This window comes from Burkholderia pseudomultivorans, from assembly GCF_902499075.1.
GTDB classification, from domain to species: domain Bacteria; phylum Pseudomonadota; class Gammaproteobacteria; order Burkholderiales; family Burkholderiaceae; genus Burkholderia; species Burkholderia pseudomultivorans.
Genome location: NZ_CABVPP010000024.1, coordinates 36,690 through 58,363, shown reverse-complemented (window position 1 = coordinate 58,363; position 21,674 = coordinate 36,690). Strand labels below are relative to the sequence as shown.

Genomic DNA, 21,674 nt, shown 5'->3' with positions numbered 1-21,674 from the left:
GCGTGCTTCGTCACACGATCGCAATCCAGTTTGCGCCGCGTCCGCCCGGTGCGCGCGCGTGCAGCGACAGCGCACCGTCGTCGGGCGAGATCGCGTAGACCGCGACGTGCTCCGAGCGCTCACCGCATGCGACGAGCCAGCGTCCCGACGGATCGATCGCGAACCCGCGGGGCTGCGTCTCGGTGGCCGTCGCGTGCGCGGGCTCGAAGCGATTGTCGGCGTTGCGTCGATAGCAGAGCAACTGGCTCGACGTGCGTTCGCTGACGTACGCGAAGCGTTCGTCGGGCGTCAGTTGCAGGTCGGCGGCCCACACGGCCGGTTCGACCGGCGCGGGCGGCCGTGCATGGCCGGGCGCGAGTCCGGCGACGGCCGGATGGGGTGCGCTCACCTGCGCATCGTCGAGCCGGCCGCTGTCGGCGTCGCGCGCGAACGTCGCGAGCGTCCCGTGGAATTCGCTGACCGCGATCAGCGTTCGGCCGTCGCGCGCGAAACGCAGGTGACGCGGCCCGAAGCCGGCCGGCACGCGGGTCTCGCCATGCTCGCGCACGCGCAGGCCGTGCGCATCTTCTTCCAGCGCGAAGCAGAACACGCGATCCGAGCCGAGCGAGCTCACGTACGCGAAACGATTGTCCGGCGACACGACGACCGCGTGCGCATTCGCGATCCCGTCCGCCACATGCAGCGGCGCGCCGTCGCCGTCGCGCACGCGCGCGGCGTCGTACACGCTCAGCGAATTGCCGCCGTACGACGCGCCGAGCAGCCAACGGCCGCCGCGGTCGAGCGACAGGTATGCGTGGCTGGCGTCGATCGCGGTCGCGCCGAGCCGGGCCAGCGCGCCGGTGGCCGGTGCGACGCGGAACGCGACGATCGACGGCTGCGCGCCGCGTGTCGCGACGTAGAGCCGCGCGCGGTCGGCCTGCACGGCGATCGGCATCGCGTTGTCCGCGGCCGGGTAGCGGGCGAGCGGCGCGATCGCACCGTCGTGCGTCAGCGAGAAGGTGGCGAGGTCGCCGTCGACGGCATTCGAGACGACGACGGTCAGGCGATCAGTGTTCGGCATGGCGGAGCATCGAGGCGGAGGTGAAGGACTCGTCGGCCGGCAGCCCGCGCGGCGGATCGCTGCGCCGGTGCGTGCGGGCGAACAGCGCGGCGACCGCCGCGACGAGGGACGCGATCGCGAGCGCATACAGGCCGCCCGTGATCGAACCCGTATGTTGCTTCAGATAGCCGAACGCCGTTGGCGCGACGAAGCCGCCGAGGTTGCCGACCGAGTTGATCAGCGCGATCACGGCCGCCGCGACGCGCGTGTCGAGGTAGCCCTGCGGGATCGGCCAGAACAGCGACGCCGCGGCCTTGAAGCCGAGCGCGGCGAAGCAGATCGACGCGAACGACCACACCGGATCGTGCGAGGTCGACGCGAACAGCCCGCAGGCGGCGAGCACCAGCGCGAACGCAAGCCAGCGCTGCGGATGCTTCCATTTCGCGGACAGCACCGCAAAGCCGTACATCGCGCCGATCGCGATCATCCACGGAATCGTGTTGTAGAGGCCGACCTGGAAGTCCGTGAGTCCGCCCATCTTGCGGATGATCGTCGGCAGCCAGAAGGTGGCTGCGTAGATCGTCAGCTGGATCGAGAAATACAGGAAGCAGAACAGCGCGATCTGCGGATCGCGCAGCAGCGCAACGCCCGGCACGCGCACGTTCGAGCGCACGTCGCGGGTCGCGCGTTCGTCGTCGAGCGCGGTTTCGAGTGCCGCGCGCTCGTCGGCCGTCAGCCACGTCGCGTCGCGGATGTGCGACTTCAGCAGCAGCCAGCTCGCGCCGCACAGCGCGACCGAGAACAGCCCTTCGACAAGGAACATCCACTGCCAGCCTTCGAGGCCGAAGCCGTGGATCGACAGCAGCGCGCCGGTGACGGGCCCGGACAGCACCGACGCGAACGCCGAGCCGCCGAGGAAGATCGCCATCGCCTTGCCGCGTTCCTGCGGCGGCAGCCATTGCGACAGGTACAGCACGACGCCGGGGAAGAAGCCGGCCTCGGCCGCGCCGAGCAGGAAGCGCAGCACGTAGAACGACGTGTCGTTCCACACGAACGCCATCGCCGCCGCGACGAGGCCCCACGTCGCCATGATGCGCGCGAGCCAGACGCGCGCGCCGTAGCGCTGCATCAGCAGGTTCGACGGAACTTCGAACAGCGCGTAGCCGACGAAGAACAGCCCCGCGCCGAGTCCGTACGCGGCCGCGCCGATGCCGATCGACGCCTCGAGATGGCGATCGACGAAGCCGACGTTGACGCGGTCGATGTAGTTCGCGATGAACATGATCAGCACGAGCGGCAGCACGTGCCATTTCACTTTCGAGACGGCCGACGCGAGCGGATCGCGGCCGGGCAGGGTGGGCGAGGGCGGGTTCAAGGGTGTCTCCGGTCGGACGGCGGCGAGCGGGCACGGTGGCCGCCTCGCTGTCCGGGTAGCGATACATGTAGTACGTTGTCGTACAACATGGTACGCCGGATGGGCGATCATGGCGTCGCGGGTTTACCCGGAAATTTCGCTGAAAAGTAGCGAGAGCGAAACAAGGCCGGTTGAGGATTTAATGTCTGATGACGTATGACATCTGCTAATGCGGCGCCATCGGAATAGATGCGCCGTTCCGGTCGGCCCGCGCCGACGCGTCAGGGCCGCGCGCGCCGCCCGCTACGCCATCGACACGACGCTGTTGAGCAGCATCTTCACGAGCACGGCCTGCCGCGTCGCGCCCGTCTTCGCGAAGATCCCGCGCAGGTGTGCGCGTGCGGTGTTCTTCGCGATGCCGGTCGCGGCGGCCGCTTCGTCGAGCGTCATGCCGTCGACGAGCAGCAGCGCGATCTCGGTTTCCATCGGCGTCAGGCGGAACAGCCGGTGCAGCATGTCGCGCGACGTGTGCGGCGACGCCGCCGGGTCGCGCACGAACACCGCGACGGCCGGGCGGTGCTGGCGATCCTCGGCGCCGCGGTACGGCGCGAGCGGACGCAGCAGCACGCTGAGCGGCATCGCGCCGCCGGGGCGCGACAGCGTGGTGGCCTCGATGCGCGCGAGCGCGCCCGCGCGGAAGTGCTCGAGCGCGGCCTGCAGCGCCTTCTGCAGGCGGCGCTCGTCGAGCGGGCACGACGCATGCAGCCGCTGCTGGCGCAGGCACAGTCCGTCCTGCCGGTCGAACAGCAGTGCCGCGATGCGGTTGTGCTTGATCACGCGGCCGTCCTCGCCGACGATCGCGGTGCCGACGTCGAGCCGGTCGACGGTGCCCGCGTACAGCGCGCGCTCGGCGTCGAGCACGTCGAGCGCCGCATGCAGCTCGACTGCGCGCTGCAGATGCGGCAGCAGCGTCGCGACCTGCGCGCGTTCGGCCGCATCGAAGTCGCGGCTGCGATGCGTGCGGCTCACGAAGAACGCGCATTCGACGCCGCGCTCGCCGCGCAAATTCGCGCCGAGGATATAGCGCAGGTCGAGCGGCTGCAGGTATTGCCGGTAGAAGTCGTGCGCGCACCATGCGGGCTCGCCGAACAGCCGGTCGGCGGTGAACACCTGGCCGGGCGGCTGGTCGAGGAACGGGCACAGCGCGTAGAACTGTTCGCTGTACGACGGTTCGCCGGGCAGCAGCGGGCCGTGCGTCGACGCGTTGATGATGAGCCCGCGTCGTGCGCCGCCGGGGTTGCGCAGCACCAGCGTCGTGAAACTCGCGTCGAGCCGCACGCGGATCGCTTCGAGAAAACCGGCCCACGGCGTCGCTTCCGACGGCCCCTGATAGACGAGGCCGAGCCACGTGCTCAGTTCGCGCGCGGTCCACGCCGCATCGTCGAAGCCGTCGTGCGTGGCCGTGGGGTCGGGCGGCGCCGCGATCCGCATGCTCGTCGTCTCCTGATCGGGATGAGGGGTTTCGACGAGCATACCGGTCGGCCGGCGGCCCGCGTCATCCGAACGGAGTAGACGACGCGGGGCGACCGGCCGACGTCGTCAAGCCGCGCGTTCGCGCAGCAGGTGTGCGACGATGCGGGCCGCCGCGTCTTCCGGCGTTTCGGTCACCGTATCGATGCGCAGTTCAGGCTGCGCGGGCGGTTCGTATGGCGAATCGATGCCGGTGAAGTGCTTCAGCTCGCCGCGCCGCGCCTTCTTGTACAAGCCCTTCGGGTCGCGTTCCTCGGCGATCGCGAGCGGCGTGTCGACGAACACTTCGACGAACTCGTCGGCGCCGACCATCGCGCGCGCCATGTCGCGCTCCGCGCGGAACGGCGAGATGAACGACACGAGCACGATCAGTCCCGCGTCGAGCATCAGCCGCGCGACTTCGGCGACGCGCCGGATGTTCTCGACGCGATCGGCCTCGGTGAAGCCGAGGTCGCGGTTGAGTCCGTGCCGCACGTTGTCGCCGTCGAGCAGGTAGGTGTGCTTGCCGAGCGCGTGCAGCCGCTTTTCGACGAGGTTCGCGATCGTCGACTTGCCGGCGCCCGACAGCCCCGTCAGCCACACGATGCGCGGCGTCTGCGCCTTCTGCGCGGCGCGCGCGTCGCGGTCGACGTCGACCGCCTGCCAGTGCACGTTGTGCGCGCGGCGCAGCGCGAAGTGCAGCATCCCCGCGCCGACCGTGTCGTTGCTGAAGCGGTCGATCACGATGAAGCCGCCCGTATCGCGATTCCGCTCGTACGGATCGAACGCGACCGGCCGGTCGAAGCTCAGGTTGCACACGCCGATCTCATTCAGCGCGAGCGTGCGCGCGGCCAGATGCTCGCGCGTGTTCACGTCGATCTTGTACTTGGGCGTCGCGCAGGTCGCGCCGACCGTCTGCGTGCCGAGCTTCACCAGATACGGCCGGCCCGGCAGCAGCGGCTCGTCGTGCATCCAGACGAGCGTCGCCTCGAACTGGTCGGCCACTTCCGGCGGCGCGTCGGCCCGCGCGATCATGTCGCCGCGGCTGATGTCGAGCTCGTCGGCGAGCGTCAGCGTGACCGCCTCGCCGGCGTGCGCGACGCCGGTTTCGCCGGCCGGCGTGAGCACCGACGCGACGCGGCTCTCCTTGCCGGACGGCAGCACGCGCACGCGCTCGCCGACGCGGATCTCGCCCGATGCGATGCTGCCCGCATAGCCGCGGAAATTCAGGTGCGGCCGGTTGACCCACTGCACCGGCAGCCGGAACGGTTCGTCGCGCGTCACGCGCGCGGCGAGCGGCACGGCGTCGAGCTGCTGCATCAGCGTCGGGCCCGCGTACCACGGCATTCGCGCGCTCGGCACGATCACGTTGTCGCCGCGCAGCGCCGACATCGGAATGCTGACGATGTCCGACAGCCCGAGCTCGGCGGCGAATCCGCGATAGTCGGCGTCGATGCGCTCGAACACCGCGCGGTCGTAGTCGACGAGATCCATCTTGTTGATCGCGAGCACCACGCGCCGGATGCCGATCAGCGCGACGAGATGACTGTGGCGGCGCGTCTGCGTGAGCACGCCCTTGCGCGCATCGATCAGGATCACGGCGAGATCGGCGGTCGACGCGCCGGTGATCATGTTGCGCGTGTACTGCTCGTGGCCGGGCGTGTCGGCGACGATGAACTTGCGCCGTGCGGTCGCGAAGAAGCGGTACGCGACGTCGATCGTGATGCCTTGCTCGCGCTCGGCCGACAGCCCGTCGACGAGCAGCGCGAAATCGAGTTCGCCGCCCTGCGTGCCGAGCTTCTTCGAATCGGCTTCGAGCTGCGTCAGCTGGTCGTCGAACAGCAGGTTGGATTCGTAGAGCAGGCGGCCGATCAGCGTGCTCTTGCCGTCGTCGACGCTGCCGCAGGTGATGAAGCGCAGCAGATCGCAAGGTTGCGCAGCGTCGTGGGCGAGCGCATCGGAAGCGGGGCGCGCGAGCGTGTCGGGCGCGGTGAGTACGTGTGCCATCAGAAATAGCCCTCCTGTTTCTTCTTTTCCATCGAACCGGCCGAATCGCTGTCGATCAGGCGTCCCTGGCGCTCGGAGGTGCGCGTCTCGCGCATCTCCCGCAGGATGTCGTCGAGCGACGTCGCGTCGCTGTCGATCGCGCCCGTCAGCGGATAGCAGCCGAGCGTGCGGAAGCGCACCTTGCGCAGCTGTGGCACCTCGCCGTCACGCAGCGGCAGCCGTTCGTCGTCGACCATGATCAGCGCGCCGTCGCGTTCGACGACGGGCCGTTCCTTCGCGAAATAGAGCGGCACGATCGGGATCTCGCGAAGCCTGATGTACTGCCAGATGTCGAGCTCGGTCCAGTTCGAGATCGGGAACACGCGCAGGCTTTCGCCCTTGCGCTTGCGCGCGTTGTACAGCGACCAGAGTTCGGGGCGCTGGCGCTTCGGATCCCAGCGGTGCTGTTCCGAGCGCAGCGACACGATGCGCTCCTTCGCGCGCGACTTCTCCTCGTCGCGGCGCGCACCGCCGAACGCGGCATCGAAGCCGTAGTGGTCGAGCGCTTGCTTGAGGCCCTGCGTCTTCCACACGTCGGTGTGCAGCGCGGAGCCGTGCGTGAACGGATTGATGCCGTTCGCGATGCCATCGGGGTTCACGTGCACGCGCAGATCGAGGCCGAGCCGTTCGGCCGTCGCGTCGCGAAACGCGATCATCTCGCGGAATTTCCACGTCGTATCGACGTGCAGCAGCGGGAAGGGCGGCCTTGCCGGGTAGAACGCCTTCATCGCGAGATGCAGCATGACCGAGCTGTCCTTGCCGATCGAATACAGCATCACGGGGTTTTCGCTCTCCGCGACCACCTCGCGCATGATGTGGATGCTTTCCGCCTCCAGCCGCTCCAAGTGGGTCAACATCGTTCGTCTCCTGTTCCATGCCGGCGCCGCGCGACATGTGCGGCGATTCGTGCATGACGCCAACGGTATCGGCGCACCGCCGTGCCGCTCTTCGTCCGGATGAACTAAGTCGCGGTGCGGCCGGGGCGCGGATCTTTCCTTAGTCCACCCGGACGAAGTGACGCGCGGCGCGCCCGCTTAAGGTGGACGCTCGACCATCGGCGGAGACGACACATGACGGACGACACACGTGCCATGCAATTGCTTTCGGGCCAGACCTGGGCCGATTTCTGCGACACGCTGAAACGCAGCGGACAGCAGATCCTGCGCGCCGACGCGCCGGACGATCCGCTCACGCGCGCGGAAGGGTTCCGCTACCTGAGCCGGTTGATGCGCATCGCGCTGGAAATGCACGTCGAATTCGCGGACGGCGCGTGGCCGGGCTTTTTCTCGCCGTCGCACGAGACCGCGAAGATCGGCGCCGACAATCCCGACAACCTGTACCAGTACGCGCGTCTCGACGGCCGCTGCGAATACCGTGTGACGGGGCGGCGCGGCACGGTCGCGTATCTGAGCTTCGGCACGCAGAAGGGCGGCTACGAGACCGACGGCAAGATGCTGCTGACGGGCTTTCTCGACGCGAAGCAGCTCGAGGTCGCGCCGGACGGCAGCTTCGAGATCGTGCTGGGCGAAACGCCGCGCGCCGGCAACTGGCTGCGCATGGAGCCCGGCACCAACGCGCTACTGGTGCGCCAGACCTTCCTCGACCGGCGCACCGAGACGCCCGCGCAACTGAAGATCGAACGCATCGGCGCGGATGTCCGTCCGGCGCCGCTCGATCCCGTCACGCTGCAGGGCGGCCTTACGCGTGCCGCGCAGTTCGTCGAGCAGACCGCGCGACTGTTCGCTGACTGGGCCGCGAGCTATCGCTCGCACGTGAACGCGCTGCCGCCCGCCGACCAGGCGCTGTGCCAGTCGGTCGGCGGCGACCCGAACATCTACTACTACCACTCGTGCTGGTCGCTCGCCGACGACGAGGCGCTCGTGATCGACGTCGATACGGTGCCCGACTGCGACTTCTGGAACGTGCAGCTCAACAACTACTGGATGGAGTCGCTCGACTATCGCCATTTCGACGTGTGCGTGAACAAGCACCGCGCGAAGCGCAACGCCGACGGCGGCGTGACGGTCGTGGTCGCCGCAGCGAGGCCGGGCGACGCGAACTGGCTCGATACGGCCGGGCATCGCACCGGCACGATCTGCTGGCGCTGGGTCGGCGCCGCGCATCCGGTGCATCCGCGTACGCGCGTCGTCAAGCTCGCGACGCTGCAGGAGGCCGCATGAACGCGCTGCTCGAGCAGATCCGCATGCAGCTCGACCCCGACGCGCTGATCGCCGAGGCCGTGTCGCGCACGGGCGGGCTTACCGCATTCGGCGACGGCCCGTATCGCGATGCGCTCGACGTGATGTGCGCGTCGCTGATCGACGACGCGCGGCTGTCCGCGCGCGGCGTGGCGATGATGCGCGAGAAGCTCGTCGGCCAGCTCGTGAACCGGCTCGTCGTCGAGGCCTACTGCCGGCGCCATCCGGACATCGCCGACATCGAGATCGACGATCCGCTCGTGATCGTCGGCCTGCCGCGCACCGGCACGACGCTGCTGCAGCGCCTGCTGGCCGTCGATCCGCGCTTTCATTCGGCCGCGTGGTGGGAAACCCGCTATCCGGCGCCGCTCGCCGGCGAAACGCTCGCCGCGCCGACCGTGCGCATCGCACGCGCGCAGGCCGAGGTCGCGACGATGATCGACTGCATTCCGCAGATCCTGTCGATCCATCCGCTCGATGCGATGCTCGCCGACGAGGAGTTCATGCTGATGGAGCACTCGTTCGTGTGCGCGATGGATTCGTACGCGAACGTGCCGCGCTATACGGCGTGGCTCGAGCAGCAGGACCTCACGCCGGTCTATACGTACCTGAAGCGGATGCTGCAGTTCCTGCAGTGGCAGAAGGCGCAGCGCGGCGTCGCGCCGGCCGCGCGCTGGCTGCTGAAGACGCCGCAGCACCTGCATGCGCTCGACGTGCTGTGCCGCGTGTTTCCGCGCGCGCAGGTGGTGCTCACGCACCGCGACCCGGCGCAGACGATCCCGTCGATGGCGAGCATGGCGCACACGCTGTGGCAGATGTACGCGGACAATCCGGATCCGCGCACCGTCGGCGCGCAATGGAGTGCGGGAATGGCGCGCGCGATCGGCGCGGCGATGCGGGCGCGCGATGCGCTGCCTGCCGAGCGGTTCCTCGATATCCGCTTCGAGGACACCGTGTCGAATCCGCTCGGTGTCGCCGAGGCCGTCTACCGCTTCGCGGGCCTGTCGCTCGATGCACGGCAGCGCGCGGCGATGGCCGACTGGCTCGCGCGCAACGGCCGCGACAAGCGCGCCGCGCACGACTATTCGATCGCGCGCTTCGGCTTGACCGATGCGCAGCTCGCGCGCGATTTCGCCGCGTATCGCGCGCGGCACCTGCGGGCAGCCGGCTGACGGCAGCGCTTGCGGGACGAACGACAACCAGGAGACAAGCCATGTTGCTGAAGGACAAGATCGTCGTGATTTCCGGGATCGGGCCGGGGCTCGGCGTGAAGCTCGCCGTCGAGGCGGCACGCGAAGGCGCGCGCGGCGTCGTCGTCGCGGCGCGCACCGCGCAGAAGCTCGACGATGCACAGGCGCGGATCGCCGAGCTCGGCGTCGACTGCGAGGTGCTGAAGGTGGCGACCGACATCACCGACCGCGCGCAATGCCGGCAGCTCGCGACGCAGGCGGTCGAGCGCTTCGGCCGGATCGACGCGCTCGTGAACAGCGCATTCGTGCACGGCACGTTCCCCGAGCCCGTTGAGGAGGCCGACCTCGACGGCTGGCGCGCGGTGTTCGACACCAACGTGTTCGGCACGATGGCGCTGACTCAGGAAATCGTGCCGCACATGAAGCGGCAGAAGCGCGGCGCGATCGTGATGATCAACACGCAGGCGACCCGCAAGCCTTTTGCAGGGGAATCCGGCTACGCTGTGTCGAAGGGCGCGCTCGCGGTTGCGGCAAAATACCTGGCTCGCGAGCTCGGCGTGCACGGCATTCGCGCGAACAGCATCCACATGGGCTGGATGTGGGGCGTGCCGACGCAGACCTATTTCCGGCAGGCCGCGGCCGAGTACGGCGTGCCGGAAGCGCAACTGATCGCGCCGATCGCATCGAATATCGCGCTCGCGAAGCTGCCGACCGACGACGATTGTGCGCGCGCCGCGCTGTTCCTCGCGTCGGATTACGCGAACGCGGTGACGGGCGCGACGCTGGACGCGAACGGCGGCGATTTCATGCCCTGACGATGGAGCCACGGATCATGCAGCAGCACCACGACGGACGACACTTCTACGCGTTCAACGGCGACGCGGACGGTCTGTGCGCGCTCCAGCAGCTGCGGCTCGCGGAAGGGGCGCAGGGCACGCTCGTGACGGGCGTGAAGCGCGACATCCGCTTGCTCGAACGGATCGACGCACGGGCCGGCGATCGCATCACCGTGCTCGACGTGTCGCACGACCAGAACCGCGACGCATGCGCGCGGCTGCTGCGCGACGGCGTGACGATCCGCTATTTCGACCATCACTTCGCGGGCGAGCTGCCCGGCGATCCGTGCTTCGTCGCGCACATCGACACGTCGGCCGACGTTTGCACGAGCGCGATCGTGAACCGCCATCTCGGCGGCCGGCACGCGCGCTGGGCAATCGTCGCGGCGTTCGGCGACGAGCTGCCGGCGCTCGGCGACGCGCTGGCGCGCGAGCACGGGATCGGCGCGGCCGAGCGCGACATGTTCGCCGAGCTGGGGCTCTATCTGAACTACAACGCGTACGGCGAGTGTATCGGCGACCTGCACTTCGATCCTGCGGCGCTGGCCGACGCGATGCTGCCGTGCGCCGATCCGCTCGCGTTCGTGCGCGACACGCCGGTGTTCGCCGCGCTGCGCGACGGCTATCGCGACGACATGGCGCGCGCGTGCGCGCTCGCGCCGTGGCGCGACGTGCCGGGCGCGACGCTGATCCGGATGCCTGACCATCCGTGGGCGCGGCGCGCGACCGGCATGCTCGCGAACGAGCGGATGCGCAGCGCGCCGCATGCGGCGCTCGCGGTGCTGTCGCCGCGCGCGGACGGCGGGCTGGTCGTCAGCGTGCGCGTGCCCGACGGCCGGCCGCTCGGCGCCGACGAATTCTGCCGCGGCTTTCCGACCGGCGGCGGGCGCAAGCGCGCGGGCGGCATCAATCATCTGCCGGAAGCCGAGTTCGACGCGTTCGCCGCGCGTTTCGAGGCGGCGTTCCGCCTCGACTGACGGCAGCGCGGAACGCAACGCGCCGCGGATCGAACGCGCAGCGTGTCGCGTCGGAGCGGCCGGGATCAGCCAGTCTCAATACGCGACGATCAGCTCGAGAATGTCGTGATGGTCGGACGACGTCTGCAGGTCGGGCATCGGCGCGACTCCGTCATGCGCTTTTGCGGCGGCGCGCCGCATGCAGGGTTTCCGCGCGCTGCTTCACGTCGCGCGCGCACTGGTCGAAGCCCTGCTGCACCCAGGCGCCGTGGTTCTGCATGATGGTGTCCGCGTTGACGCCGAGGAACTGGTCGGTCGTGAAGTAGCGGCAGCGTTCGGCGCCGTCGGCCTCGATGTACTGGTCGCGGCGCGCGGCGTCCTGGTTGTCGTCGGTCGGTCGCTGTTCCCACGACAGCAGGCGTTCGGGCTCGAACGCGACGAGGATTTCATTGACTGGGATCACGGTGTCGGTGCCCGGGATGCGCACCTGCATGTGCACGAAATCGCCGAGGCGGCCGGTCGTTTCGAGGCCGACGCAGAAGCTGTTCCATTCGCCGTAGCGCGGGAAGTCGGTCAAGACTTCCCAGACGACGGAAGCCGGTGCGTCGATGTCCACGGTGATCGAGGTGACGAGATTGGCGGGTTTGGTCATGGCGGTATCGGATGGGGCTGCGCGCGCGTCCGCGCACGGGCGGGGCGGGCAGCGGTCGAAAGCGTTTGCGCCGACGCCGGCCGGCGCGCAGATGAGGGCCGCCGGCGCGGGCGCGCCTGTGGGTGTGCGTCGCGGAATGCGTTGCGTCGGCGGCGGCCGGCGCGTGCCGCGCATCGCGGCGAACCCGAGATCGAGCGTAGGCCGGTGCGCGCCGCGAAGAATCGTCGGAATGGACTAGGGCGTTTCACGGGGCTGGTGCGGACGGGAAGCGGGGCAGGGCATGCGACCGGAGCACGCGATGAAAACCACGGTCTGGCGCTGCGGTGCGATCGCGTGCCAACCGTCAGCGAACCCCTGCGTTACTGCACCCGTCGAACATCGACACCGCGCATCGCACCCGCGACAATACGCATCACGTTCCGCTTCCCGCCTCGAGGTACCCGTGCCCGTCCCGTCGTCCGCTGCACCTGCGATCGTCTGGTTCCGCGACGATCTGCGCCTGACCGACCAGCCCGCGCTGACGCGCGCGGTCGCGTCGGGCCGGCCGCTCGTCTGCGTGTTCGTCGACGACACGGGCGCCGGCGCGGGGCGACCGCTCGGTGGCGCCGCGCGCTGGTGGCTGCACGGCTCGTTGGCCGGGCTCGACGCGGCGCTCGCGCGTCACGGCGGACGCCTGCTGGTGCTGCGCGGCGACGCCCGGCACGAGATCGAGCGCATCGCGCACGACACGGGCGCGGCGGCGGTCTACTGGAACCGTCGCTACGCGCAGCCGCAACGCGACGCCGATGCGGCGCTGAAGGCGTCGCTCAAGGCGCGCGGGCTGGCGGTCGAAAGCAGCAACGGCAGCCTGCTGAACGAGCCGTGGGAGGTGCTGACCGGCGCCGGCGCGCCGTTCCAGGTCTTCACCGCGTACTGGCGCGCGGCGCGCCGCGACCGTATCGTCGAGGCGCCGCTGCCGGCACCCGCGCACATCGTGTTTCATTCCTGGCCGGACAGCGTGCGCGAACGCGCGCTGACGCTCGACGCGCTCGCGTTGCGCACGCACACGCCGGACTGGGCCGGCGGCTTGCGCGACGCGTGGCCCGCACCCGACGAAGCCGGCGCGCACGCGCGGCTCGACGCATTCGCGAGCGCGTCGCTCGCCGGCTATGCGGGGGCGCGCGATCGTCCGGACCAGCCCGCGACGAGCCGGCTGTCGCCGTTCCTGCGCTTCGGCAACGTGTCGCCGCGGCAGGTATGGCATGCGGTCCAGGGGGCCGCGCAGGCGGGCGGCGCGGCCTGGTCGGCAGGTGCCGACAAGTTCCTGAGCGAGCTCGGCTGGCGCGAATTCAGCTACGCGCTGTTGTATCACTTCCCGTCGCTCGCGACCGACAACTTCCGTGCGCAGTTCGACGCGATGCCGTGGCGCGACGATCCCGCCGCACTGCGCGCGTGGCAGCGCGGCCGGACCGGCTATCCGCTCGTCGATGCGGGCCTGCGCGAACTGTGGACGACGGGCTGGATGCACAACCGCGTGCGGATGGTCGTCGCGTCGTTTCTCGCGAAGCATCTTCTGATCGACTGGCGCGAGGGCGAAGCGTGGTTCCGGGACACGCTGGTCGACGCCGATCCCGCGAACAACGCGGCGAGCTGGCAGTGGGTGGCCGGCTGCGGCGCCGATGCCGCGCCGTATTTCCGGATCTTCAATCCGGTCGCGCAGGGCCGCCGGTTCGATCCGCACGGCGCCTACGTGCGGCGCTGGGTGCCCGAGCTCGCGGGCCTCGACGATGCGGCGATTCATGCGCCGTGGCAGGCGTCGCCGCTGGAACTCGCAGCGGCCGGCGTGCGGCTCGGCGTCGATTACCCGGCGCCGCTCGTCGAGCACGACGCGGCGCGTCGTCGCGCGCTCGATGCGCTGGCCGCATTGCCGAAGCGGCGCTGAGCCCGACGCCGGCGCGGCACGCGCCTTCAATTGCAGAACGCGACGTGTTCGAGCAGCGCGAACGCGACGTGTGGATCGAAGTAGGCGGCGCCGCACCACGCGACGAACGCGAGCGCGGTGGCGGCGAGCGTCGCGCGGATCATGCCCACGCGGCCTCGCCCGGCGCGCGGCGCGCGACGCGCGCGTCGTCGATCGGCAGATGCAGGAGCGCCGCCAGCACGCCGAGCGCGATCGAGCCGAGCCACAGCGGCAGGTACGAATGCATCGCGTCGTACACGAGCGCGCCGAGCCACACGCCGAAGAAACTGCCGAGCTGGTGCCCGAAGAACACGAAGCCGAACAGCGTCGCGATATAGCGCACGCCGAACACCTGCGAGATCACGCCGTTGGTCAGCGGCACCGTGCCGAGCCACGTGAAGCCCATCACGGCAGCGAACACGTAGACGCTCGCGGGCGACAGCGGCGCGGCGACGAACACGGCCATCGCGAGCGCACGCATGAGGTACAGCACGGACAGCACGTACTTGCGCCGCAGCAGGCCGCCGAGATGACCGCACGCGTAAGTGCCGGCCACGTTGGTCAGTGCGATCAGCGCAAGCGCGACGCTGGCGTGGCGCGCCGGCAGTCCGTGATCGAGCAGGTAGGCGGGCAGGTGCGTCGCGATGAACGCGAGCTGGAAGCCGCACGCGAAGAAGCCGGCATTGAGCAGCCAGAAGCCGCGATGCGCGAACGCCTCGCGCACCGCGTCGCCGATCGACTGATCGGCATCGGCGGCGGCGCCCGCAGCCTCGGCGGGGCGGTCGCGCAGCAGCACGGCGAGCGGCGCGAGCAGCGCCGCGACGACAGCCAGCGCAATGAACGCATGCTGCCAGCCGATGCCGCCGATCAGTTCCTGCGCGACGGGCACCATGCAGAACTGGCCGAGCCCGCCGATCGCGCCGGCGACGCCGAGCGCCCAGCCGCGCCGGTCGGGCGGGAACAGGCGGCTGAGCGCGCCGTAGATCGACGCGAACGCGGAGCCCGACAGCGCGATGCCGATCACGAGCCCGGCGCCGACCGTAAATACGCCGGTCGACGTCGCATGCGCCATCGTGACGAGCCCGGCCGCGTACAGCAGCATCCCGACGACGATCACGCGCACCGAGCCGAAGCGGTCGGCGAGCATGCCGGTGAACGGCTGCGCGACGCCCCAGATCAGGTTCTGCAACGCGAGCGCGAGGCCGAACGCTTCGCGCGACCAGCCGTGGTCGAGCGTGACGGGCGCGAGGAACAGGCCCTGCACGTGGCGGATGCCGAGCGCGGCACCCATGATGAGGCCGCCCGCGAGCACGGGCAGCCAGCGGCGTCGGACGTCTTGCTCGATCGGGGTCATGCGGGTCTCCGGATGAACGCGCGCGGCGCAAGGGCCGCGTCTGGTCCGATTAGACGATCGGGCCGGCGCCGGCTCAAGCGATCATTCGGTCAGGTTCGCATGCGTGGCGGGAATGCGAGGCGGCGGGCGGCCGGCCTCGGCTGCATTGCGACGATCGACGCGCGTTCAGTCCCGCGCCGCGTCGTGCGCGCGGATCATCGCATCGCATTCGGCGGCTTCCGCGAGCATCCAGTCGCGCACCTCGGCGACTTCGCGCCGCGGTGCCGCATCGTGCTGGAACAGCCAGTAGCCGTACGGATCCGGCTGCGCGCGCGGGCGCGGGCCGAGCACCGCGAGCCGCCCGTCCGACAGCATCGGCGCGACCAGCGCGAGCCGCCCGAGCGCGACGCCTTGGCCCGCGATTGCAGCCTGGATCACCTGATCGTACTGGTTGAAGCGCAGCACGCCCTTCGGGCGCGCGTCGCCGAGCCCGGCCGCGTGCAGGTGCGTGCGCCATTGCAGGTGGGGCTGCTGCGGTCCGTCGAACTCGAGCAGTACGTGGTCGGCGAGCGCGGCGGCGTCGACGAGCGGGCGTGCGGCGAGCGCCGGGTGCGCGACCGGCAGCACGATCTCATCGAACAGGCGCAGCGCGCCGCCCGGCGCGCGGTCGCGCGGACAGTAGCGAATCCCGAGGTCGATGCCTTCGGTGCGCAAATCGAGTACCTTGTCGTTCGCGGCCACGCGCAGGTCGATCTCCGGCAGACGCGCCTGCAGGCGCCCGAGTCGCGGCAGCAGCCACAGTGCGGTAACGCCGATGCTCGCGGTGATCGTGACCGGCTGGCGCTCGCGCGCGGCCGCGAGCGACGCGACGGTGTCCTGCAGGCTGTGCAGCGCCGCATCGGCGGCGCGGAACAGCCGCTCGCCTTCCGGCGTGAACGCGATGGTCCGGTAGCCGCGCCGCAGCAGTGCGACACCGAGATGGGCTTCGAGCGCGTGGATCTGCCGGCTGACCGCCGACTGCGTGACGCACAGATCCTGCGCGGCGAGCGTGATGCTCATGCGGCGTCCGACCGCGACGAAACCGCGGACGAGGTCCAGCGACGGGAGACGAACGAGCGGCGTTGACATGCGTGTGGCTCATGCGAACGAAGCAGCAAGATTGGTTGAGAACGCGGCGCGCGTCAAGTTCAATGGAGGCGGGCGGCCGCGCGCCGGTGCGTCGCGGTTCCCGCATCAGGCGGCGCGCACTGGCCGCGTGGCGGACGAACGGGCCGCGCGCTGCAGCGCCGAGCCCGATCGGGCATGAAGCACGGATCGACGGCAGGCGCCGCAGCGCCGGCCGCGATCGACAGGAGACAGGATGACGATTTCGAACGAAGGAAGCGAGCCGGCGCGCGGCGAACGCAAAACGGGCGCGCTGCCGCCCGAACCCGTGACGCTGCGCGCGGCCGACGGCTACGCGCTGCGCGGCCATGTGTGGCGGCATCGCGGCGGCGCGGCCGGGCGGCCGGTGACGGTCGTCAATTGCGCGACCTCGGTGCGCTGCGACTACTACTTCCGTTTCGCGGCCTGGCTGTTCGCACAGGGGCGCGACGTGCTCGTGTACGACTATCGCGGCATCGGCGGGTCGCGCCCCGAGCGGCTCGCGACGCTGCGGGCGAACTGGCTCGACTGGGGGCGGCTCGACTGCGAGGCTGCGCTGCAATACGCGCGCGACGCGTTTCCGGGGCAGCCGCTCGACGTGGTCGCGCACAGCGTCGGCGGGTTCGCGCTCGGGCTTGCCGCGTCGAACGTGCAGGTGCGGCATGTGCTGACGGTCGGTTCGCAGTACGCGTACTGGCGCGACTATCTGCCGGCCGTGCGGCGGCGCATGTGGTGGAAGTGGCACGTCGCGATGCCGGCGCTCGCGGCCGTGTTCGGCTACGTGCCCGCGAAGCGGCTCGGCTGGATGGAGGACACGCCGCGCGGCGTCGCGCTGTCGTGGGCGCGCTCGCGGCCGCGTTTCGAGGACGTCTACACCGGCGGCCTGCTGGCCGAAACCGCCGCGGGCCGCGCCGCGCTGCCCGCGCGCTTCGCGCGGCTGACCGCGCCGATGCTCGCGATCGGTCTCGACGACGACGAATTCGGCACCGTCGACGCGATCGAGCGGCTGGTCGGCTACTACACCGGCAGCGACGTCACGCACTGGCGGATCGCGCCGCGCGACATCGGCGTCGAGGCGATCGGCCATTTCGCGTTTTTCCACAGCCGCTTTACCGACACGCTGTGGCCGCTCGCGCTGTACTGGCTGCAGCACGGCGCGCTGCCGGCCGATGCGCCGGGCTACGCGCATGCGCGCCATCCGGCGCTGCGCGAGCGGCCGACGGGCATCGGCGTGCCGGGTGTCGTCGCGAACGGGTAGCGGCGCACGCGACACGACATGGATCGCGCGCCGGCGCGATCGATTAACATCGGACGTTTCATGTCACAGCCCGCCGCACATCCGATGTCCCGTCCGCCCGCTCTCGATGCTTCCGCCGACACGCCGCGCGCGTATCGCATGCACGCGCTCGACGCACCGCCTGCCGCGTCCCGCGCCGGCGTGCGGATCGTCCGCATCGATTTCGACTGGAACGTGCCGCTCGCGTCGCCCGCGTATGCGTCGTTGAGCGACGCCGAGCGGGCGCGGGCCGCCCGCTTTCTGAGGCACGACGACGCGGTGCGCAGCGCCGCGACGCGCGCCGCGCTGCGCGAATTGCTCGGTGCGGCGCTGGGCGTCGCGCCGGATGCGGTCGCGATCGTCGTCGATGCGTCGGGCCGTCCGTCGCTGGATGCCGCGCATTGCACGTCGCTCGACTTCAACGTATCGCACTCGGGCGACCATGCGCTGATCGCGTGGGCGCCCGCCGGCCGCGTCGGCATCGACATCGAATCGTGCCGCCGACCGACCGACTGGCGTGCGCTCACGCGCGAAGTGTGCGCGCCGGCCGAGTCGGCCTATCTCGACAGCCTGCCCGACGCGGCGCGCGCACCCGCGTTCATGCGCGTGTGGGCCGCGAAGGAGGCGCTGCTCAAGGCGCTCGGCACGGGCATCGTCGGCGGGCTCGGCGCGTTCGCGGTCGTGCCGCCGCGCGACGCGGCAACGCCCGCGACGACGATCGTCGCGCCGGCCGCGCCCGCCGCCGGCGTGGCCGCGTTCGACGCCGCGTGGCTCGACGCGGCGCCCGACTACGCGGCGTGCGTCGCGTGGCCGCGCACGTGAGCGGCGCCGGCGCTCATTCGAGCGGCATGTCGTTCGGCGCCGCGTAGCGCGCCTTGATCACGTCGCTCATCGGGAAGTCGAACGACAGCCCCTTCGGCGGCACCGGCTTCATGAACCACTTGTCGTACAGTGCGTCGATCTCGCCGCGCTTCATCATCTGGACAAGCACGCCGTCGACGAGCGCCTTGAACTGCGGATCGTCCTTGCGCAGCATGAACCCGTAGGCTTCCGACGACTGCGGCGTGCCGACGATCTGCCAGTCGGCCGGCTTCGCGGCGAGCTGGCGCACGCCCGCGAGCAGCACGTCGTCCATCATGTACGCGGCCGCGCGGCCCGATTCGAGCGTGAGGCGTCCTTCGCCGTAGTCCTTCGCGCTGATGATCTGCATGTTCATCTTCTTTTCCTCGTTCATCTTGCGCAGCAGGCGTTCGGACGTCGTGCCCTGGTTCGTCACGACCGTCTTGCCGGCGAGATCGGGAAAGTCGCGGATGCCCGAGTTCGTGCGCGTGAGCAGGCGCGTCGTCGCGACGAAGAAGGTGGTCGAGAACGCGACCTGCGCATGACGCGCGGCGAGATTGGTCGTCACGCCGCATTCGAGATCGACGGTGCCGTTCTGCACGAGCGGAATGCGGTTCTGCGACGTGACCGGGATGAAGCGCACCTGCAGGTCGGGTTTGCCGGTGCGCGCCTTCACGGCGGCGATCACGCGGTCGCACAGATCCTGCGAGAAGCCGATCACCTTGCCGCTCGCATCGACGTACGAGAACGGCACCGAGGTTTCGCGATGGCCGATCGAGATCAGGTTGTTCTGCCGGATCTTCTCGAGCGTGCCCGAGAGCGGTTCGGCGGCGTGCGCTGCGCCGCCGGCAAGCGCGCCGGCGGCGACGAGCAGGGCGGCGAGCCGGGACGGGAAGTTCATGGCGGATCTCCGTAGACGAATGGTGATCCGTATGTTGCCAAAGACAAAATAACTGCAACATATGTTAAACCCGCGGTGCCGCGGGCCGAGCCGGCGGGCCGGGGCGGACATCAGGGAAACTCCTGAGTCGAAATCGGTGAAAACGGGTTGTCTAGACAAGTTTGGATGGCTACACTGCAATCCATCCCGAACTTGTCTAGACAGGATTGCTCACATGATCACGCTTACCCCCGGCCACCTGACCCTCCCGCAACTGCGTCGGATCGCACGCGAGTCCGTGCAGCTGAAGCTCGACCCGGCCAGCTTCGCGAAGATCGACGCCGGCGCGAAGGCGGTCGCCGACATCGCCGCGAAGGGCGAGCCGGCGTACGGCATCAACACGGGCTTCGGCCGCCTGGCCAGCACGCATATCCCGCACGACCAGCTCGAACTGCTGCAGAAGAACCTCGTGCTGTCGCACGCGGTCGGCGTGGGCGAGCCGATGGCGCGCTCGTCGGTGCGCCTGCTGATGGCGCTGAAGCTGTCGAGCCTCGGCCGCGGCCACTCGGGCATCCGCCGCGAGGTGATGGACGCGCTGATCACGCTGTTCAACGCCGACGTGCTGCCGCTGATCCCGGTGAAGGGCTCGGTCGGCGCATCGGGCGACCTCGCGCCGCTCGCGCACATGTCGGCCGTGCTGCTCGGCGTCGGTGAAGTGTTCATCCGCGGCGAGCGCGCCAGCGCACTCGACGGTCTGCGCGTCGCGGGCCTCGCGCCGCTGACGCTGCAGGCGAAGGAAGGCCTCGCGCTGCTGAACGGCACGCAGGCATCGACCGCGCTGGCGCTCGACAACATGTTCGCGATCGAAGACCTGTATCGCACCGCGCTGGTCGCGGGCGCGCTGTCGGTCGACGCGGCCGCCGGCTCGGTGAAGCCGTTCGACGCGCGCATCCACGAACTGCGCGGTCATCAAGGCCAGATCGACGCGGCCGCGGCTTACCGCGAACTGCTCGAAGGCTCGCCGATCAACCAGTCGCACCGCGACTGCGACAAGGTGCAGGATCCGTACAGCCTGCGCTGCCAGCCGCAGGTGATGGGCGCGTGCCTGGACCAGATGCGCCACGCGGCCGACGTGCTGCTGGTCGAGGCGAACGCCGTGTCGGACAACCCGCTGATCTTCCCGGATACCGGCGAAGTGCTGTCGGGCGGCAACTTCCACGCCGAGCCCGTCGCGTTCGCGGCCGACAACCTCGCGCTCGCCGCATCGGAAATCGGCGCGCTGGCCGAGCGCCGCATCGCGCTGCTGATCGACGCGACGCTGTCGGGCCTGCCCCCGTTCCTCGTGAAGGACGGCGGCGTGAACTCGGGCTTCATGATCGCCCACGTGACGGCCGCCGCGCTGGCCTCGGAAAACAAGACGCTCGCGCATCCGGCTTCGGTCGACTCGCTGCCGACCTCGGCGAACCAGGAAGACCACGTGTCGATGGCGACGTTCGCCGCGCGCAAGCTCGCCGACATCGCGGACAACACCAAGCACATCCTCGCGATCGAACTGCTGGCCGCCGCCCAGGGCGTCGACCTGCGCGCGCCGTACCACACGAGCCCGAAGCTCGCCGGCGTGATGGAAACGATCCGCAGCAAGGTCGCGCACTACGAGCTCGACCACTACTTCGCACCGGACATCGCGGTGATCGCGAAGCTCGTCGGCGAGCGTGCGTTCGCGAAGGTCGCGCCGTTCTCGTTCGCGTCGGAACAGTAAGCCGATGAACGCGCCGGTCTACCAGGAGATCAAGGACTTCATCCTGGGCCGCATCCACGCCGGCGAGTGGGCCGAGGGCGACCAGGTGCCGTCCGAGAACGAACTGGCCCGCGAGTTCGGGGTCGCGCGCATGACCGTCAACCGCGCGCTGCGCGAGTTGACGGCCGAGCAGGTGCTGACCCGCATGAAGGGCGCGGGCACCTACGTCGCGCGGCCGAAGTACGAGTCGACGCTGGTGGCGATCCGCAGCATCTCGGAGGAGGTCGACGCGCGCGGGCATGCGTACCACGCCCGCGTGCTCGGTCTCGAGACGGTCCGCGCCGACGAGGCGCTCGCCGACGAGATGCAGGTGGCCGTGCGCGCGAAGCTGTTTCATTCGCAGGTGCTGCACTTCGAGAACGACGAGCCGGTCCAGCTCGAAGAGCGGTGGGTGAATCCGGCGGTCGCGCCGGATTACGCCCGGCAGGATTTCACGAACACGACGCCGAACCAGTACCTGATGCGCGCGGCTCCGCTGCAGCGCGTCGAATACCGGATCGAAGCGGCGGCCCCGGCGCCCGAGCGGCGCGAGCAGCTGCGGATGGACGACGTCGAGCCGTGTCTGGTTTTACATCGGCGCACCTGGTCGCAGGGCGTCGTCGCCTCGGTGGCGAATCTGTGGCACCCCGGCAGCCGTTATCGCTTCACCGGGCATTTCTGATTCCTATTGATATTTCATTTCCTT

The 21,674-nt window shown here is 69.9% G+C and carries 19 protein-coding genes; 9 read left to right on the top strand and 10 right to left on the bottom strand.

Annotation, left to right across the window (positions count from 1 at the left end):
* Nucleotides 1–10: 10 nt before the first annotated feature.
* The 5 genes from BST28156_RS17505 to cysD all read right to left on the bottom strand — a co-directional run bounded on the left by BST28156_RS17505 (nt 11) and on the right by cysD (nt 6,868).
* A complete protein-coding gene (locus tag BST28156_RS17505) occupies nt 11–1,060 on the bottom strand; it encodes a lactonase family protein (protein ID WP_174902897.1) in 1,050 nt (349 codons plus the stop codon).
* The gene (locus tag BST28156_RS17500) at nt 1,047–2,414 is read right to left on the bottom strand and encodes an MFS transporter (protein WP_174902896.1); all 1,368 of its coding nucleotides are present in this window, start codon (nt 2,412–2,414) and stop codon (nt 1,047–1,049) included. Before BST28156_RS17500 ends, BST28156_RS17505 begins: the two co-directional genes overlap by 14 nt.
* A gap of 282 nt (nt 2,415–2,696) precedes the next feature.
* Nucleotides 2,697–3,884: a helix-turn-helix transcriptional regulator gene (locus BST28156_RS17495; RefSeq protein ID WP_174902895.1), complete on the bottom strand. Its 1,188-nt coding sequence runs from the start codon at nt 3,882–3,884 to the stop codon at nt 2,697–2,699.
* A gap of 108 nt (nt 3,885–3,992) precedes the next feature.
* Nucleotides 3,993–5,909: a sulfate adenylyltransferase subunit CysN gene (gene cysN, locus BST28156_RS17490; protein ID WP_174902894.1), complete on the bottom strand. Its 1,917-nt coding sequence runs from the start codon at nt 5,907–5,909 to the stop codon at nt 3,993–3,995.
* Nucleotides 5,909–6,868, bottom strand: a complete 960-nt coding sequence (gene cysD, locus BST28156_RS17485; RefSeq protein ID WP_279611311.1) for a sulfate adenylyltransferase subunit CysD — start codon at nt 6,866–6,868, stop codon at nt 5,909–5,911. The genes cysN and cysD overlap by 1 nt, the downstream gene beginning before the upstream one ends.
* A 150-nt stretch (nt 6,869–7,018) precedes the next feature.
* Between cysD and BST28156_RS17480 the strand changes: the two genes are divergently transcribed.
* Genes BST28156_RS17480 through BST28156_RS17465 form a run of 4 tightly spaced genes read left to right on the top strand, consistent with a single transcriptional unit; the run spans nt 7,019 to nt 11,149 of the window.
* The gene (locus BST28156_RS17480; RefSeq protein ID WP_174902892.1) at nt 7,019–8,128 is read left to right on the top strand and encodes a DUF1214 domain-containing protein; all 1,110 of its coding nucleotides are present in this window, start codon (nt 7,019–7,021) and stop codon (nt 8,126–8,128) included.
* A complete protein-coding gene (locus BST28156_RS17475; RefSeq protein WP_174902891.1) occupies nt 8,125–9,318 on the top strand; it encodes a sulfotransferase family protein in 1,194 nt (397 codons plus the stop codon). Before BST28156_RS17480 ends, BST28156_RS17475 begins: the two co-directional genes overlap by 4 nt.
* Nucleotides 9,319–9,359: 41 nt before the next feature.
* Nucleotides 9,360–10,151: an SDR family oxidoreductase gene (locus BST28156_RS17470; RefSeq protein WP_174902890.1), complete on the top strand. Its 792-nt coding sequence runs from the start codon at nt 9,360–9,362 to the stop codon at nt 10,149–10,151.
* A gap of 17 nt (nt 10,152–10,168) precedes the next feature.
* Nucleotides 10,169–11,149: an acetyltransferase gene (locus tag BST28156_RS17465; RefSeq protein ID WP_174902889.1), complete on the top strand. Its 981-nt coding sequence runs from the start codon at nt 10,169–10,171 to the stop codon at nt 11,147–11,149.
* Nucleotides 11,150–11,300: 151 nt separating this feature from the next.
* Here BST28156_RS17465 and BST28156_RS17460 read toward each other — a convergent pair whose 3' ends face one another.
* Nucleotides 11,301–11,780: an SRPBCC domain-containing protein gene (locus BST28156_RS17460; RefSeq protein WP_060246506.1), complete on the bottom strand. Its 480-nt coding sequence runs from the start codon at nt 11,778–11,780 to the stop codon at nt 11,301–11,303.
* Nucleotides 11,781–12,222: 442 nt separating this feature from the next.
* On the opposite strand from BST28156_RS17460, the gene BST28156_RS17455 reads away from it, so the two are divergent.
* On the top strand, nt 12,223–13,701 hold the full coding sequence (locus BST28156_RS17455) for a cryptochrome/photolyase family protein (RefSeq protein WP_174902888.1): 1,479 nt from the start codon (nt 12,223–12,225) through the stop codon (nt 13,699–13,701).
* A 26-nt stretch (nt 13,702–13,727) separates the two neighbouring features.
* Here the strand turns inward: BST28156_RS17455 and BST28156_RS35005 are convergent, their stop codons facing one another.
* From BST28156_RS35005 to BST28156_RS17445, 3 genes are all read right to left on the bottom strand, one after another.
* Entirely contained in the window at nt 13,728–13,850 is a 123-nt protein-coding gene (locus tag BST28156_RS35005; protein ID WP_060246505.1) for a hypothetical protein, read from the bottom strand.
* The gene (locus BST28156_RS17450) at nt 13,841–15,073 is read right to left on the bottom strand and encodes an MFS transporter (protein ID WP_254596391.1); all 1,233 of its coding nucleotides are present in this window, start codon (nt 15,071–15,073) and stop codon (nt 13,841–13,843) included. The genes BST28156_RS35005 and BST28156_RS17450 overlap by 10 nt, the downstream gene beginning before the upstream one ends.
* 165 nt (nt 15,074–15,238) lie before the next feature.
* Entirely contained in the window at nt 15,239–16,180 is a 942-nt protein-coding gene (locus BST28156_RS17445) for a LysR substrate-binding domain-containing protein (protein WP_174902887.1), read from the bottom strand.
* A gap of 232 nt (nt 16,181–16,412) precedes the next feature.
* Here BST28156_RS17445 and BST28156_RS17440 point away from each other — a divergent pair, with 232 nt between their 5' ends.
* Both BST28156_RS17440 and BST28156_RS17435 read left to right on the top strand, forming a co-directional pair.
* A complete protein-coding gene (locus BST28156_RS17440; RefSeq protein WP_174902886.1) occupies nt 16,413–17,453 on the top strand; it encodes an alpha/beta hydrolase family protein in 1,041 nt (346 codons plus the stop codon).
* 84 nt (nt 17,454–17,537) lie between these two features.
* Entirely contained in the window at nt 17,538–18,293 is a 756-nt protein-coding gene (locus BST28156_RS17435) for a 4'-phosphopantetheinyl transferase family protein (RefSeq protein WP_059604507.1), read from the top strand.
* Between the two features lie 13 nt (nt 18,294–18,306).
* On the opposite strand, the gene BST28156_RS17430 is transcribed toward BST28156_RS17435, so the two are convergent.
* Complete coding sequence (locus tag BST28156_RS17430) at nt 18,307–19,212, bottom strand: glutamate/aspartate ABC transporter substrate-binding protein (protein WP_059604510.1); 906 nt, start codon at nt 19,210–19,212, stop codon at nt 18,307–18,309.
* 214 nt (nt 19,213–19,426) lie between these two features.
* Between BST28156_RS17430 and hutH the strand changes: the two genes are divergently transcribed.
* Both hutH and hutC read left to right on the top strand, forming a co-directional pair.
* Nucleotides 19,427–20,950 (top strand): histidine ammonia-lyase, encoded by a 1,524-nt coding sequence (gene hutH / locus BST28156_RS17425; RefSeq protein ID WP_059604512.1) that lies wholly within the window; start codon nt 19,427–19,429, stop codon nt 20,948–20,950.
* A gap of 4 nt (nt 20,951–20,954) precedes the next feature.
* On the top strand, nt 20,955–21,650 hold the full coding sequence (hutC, locus tag BST28156_RS17420) for a histidine utilization transcriptional repressor HutC (protein WP_009689679.1): 696 nt from the start codon (nt 20,955–20,957) through the stop codon (nt 21,648–21,650).
* The last annotated feature ends 24 nt before the right edge of the window (nt 21,651–21,674 follow it).

Coding starts and splice junctions, on each gene's coding strand:
- BST28156_RS17505 (WP_174902897.1), bottom strand. CDS start 1,060: ATGCCGAACACTGATCGCCTGACCGTCGTCGTCTCGAATGCCGTCGAC.
- BST28156_RS17495 (WP_174902895.1), bottom strand. CDS start 3,884: ATGCGGATCGCGGCGCCGCCCGACCCCACGGCCACGCACGACGGCTTC.
- cysN (WP_174902894.1), bottom strand. CDS start 5,909: ATGGCACACGTACTCACCGCGCCCGACACGCTCGCGCGCCCCGCTTCC.
- BST28156_RS17480 (WP_174902892.1), top strand. CDS start 7,019: ATGACGGACGACACACGTGCCATGCAATTGCTTTCGGGCCAGACCTGG.
- BST28156_RS17475 (WP_174902891.1), top strand. CDS start 8,125: ATGAACGCGCTGCTCGAGCAGATCCGCATGCAGCTCGACCCCGACGCG.
- BST28156_RS17470 (WP_174902890.1), top strand. CDS start 9,360: ATGTTGCTGAAGGACAAGATCGTCGTGATTTCCGGGATCGGGCCGGGG.
- BST28156_RS17465 (WP_174902889.1), top strand. CDS start 10,169: ATGCAGCAGCACCACGACGGACGACACTTCTACGCGTTCAACGGCGAC.
- BST28156_RS17460 (WP_060246506.1), bottom strand. CDS start 11,780: ATGACCAAACCCGCCAATCTCGTCACCTCGATCACCGTGGACATCGAC.
- BST28156_RS17450 (WP_254596391.1), bottom strand. CDS start 15,073: ATGACCCCGATCGAGCAAGACGTCCGACGCCGCTGGCTGCCCGTGCTC.
- BST28156_RS17445 (WP_174902887.1), bottom strand. CDS start 16,180: ATGTCAACGCCGCTCGTTCGTCTCCCGTCGCTGGACCTCGTCCGCGGT.
- BST28156_RS17440 (WP_174902886.1), top strand. CDS start 16,413: ATGACGATTTCGAACGAAGGAAGCGAGCCGGCGCGCGGCGAACGCAAA.
- BST28156_RS17435 (WP_059604507.1), top strand. CDS start 17,538: ATGTCCCGTCCGCCCGCTCTCGATGCTTCCGCCGACACGCCGCGCGCG.
- BST28156_RS17430 (WP_059604510.1), bottom strand. CDS start 19,212: ATGAACTTCCCGTCCCGGCTCGCCGCCCTGCTCGTCGCCGCCGGCGCG.
- hutH (WP_059604512.1), top strand. CDS start 19,427: ATGATCACGCTTACCCCCGGCCACCTGACCCTCCCGCAACTGCGTCGG.
- hutC (WP_009689679.1), top strand. CDS start 20,955: ATGAACGCGCCGGTCTACCAGGAGATCAAGGACTTCATCCTGGGCCGC.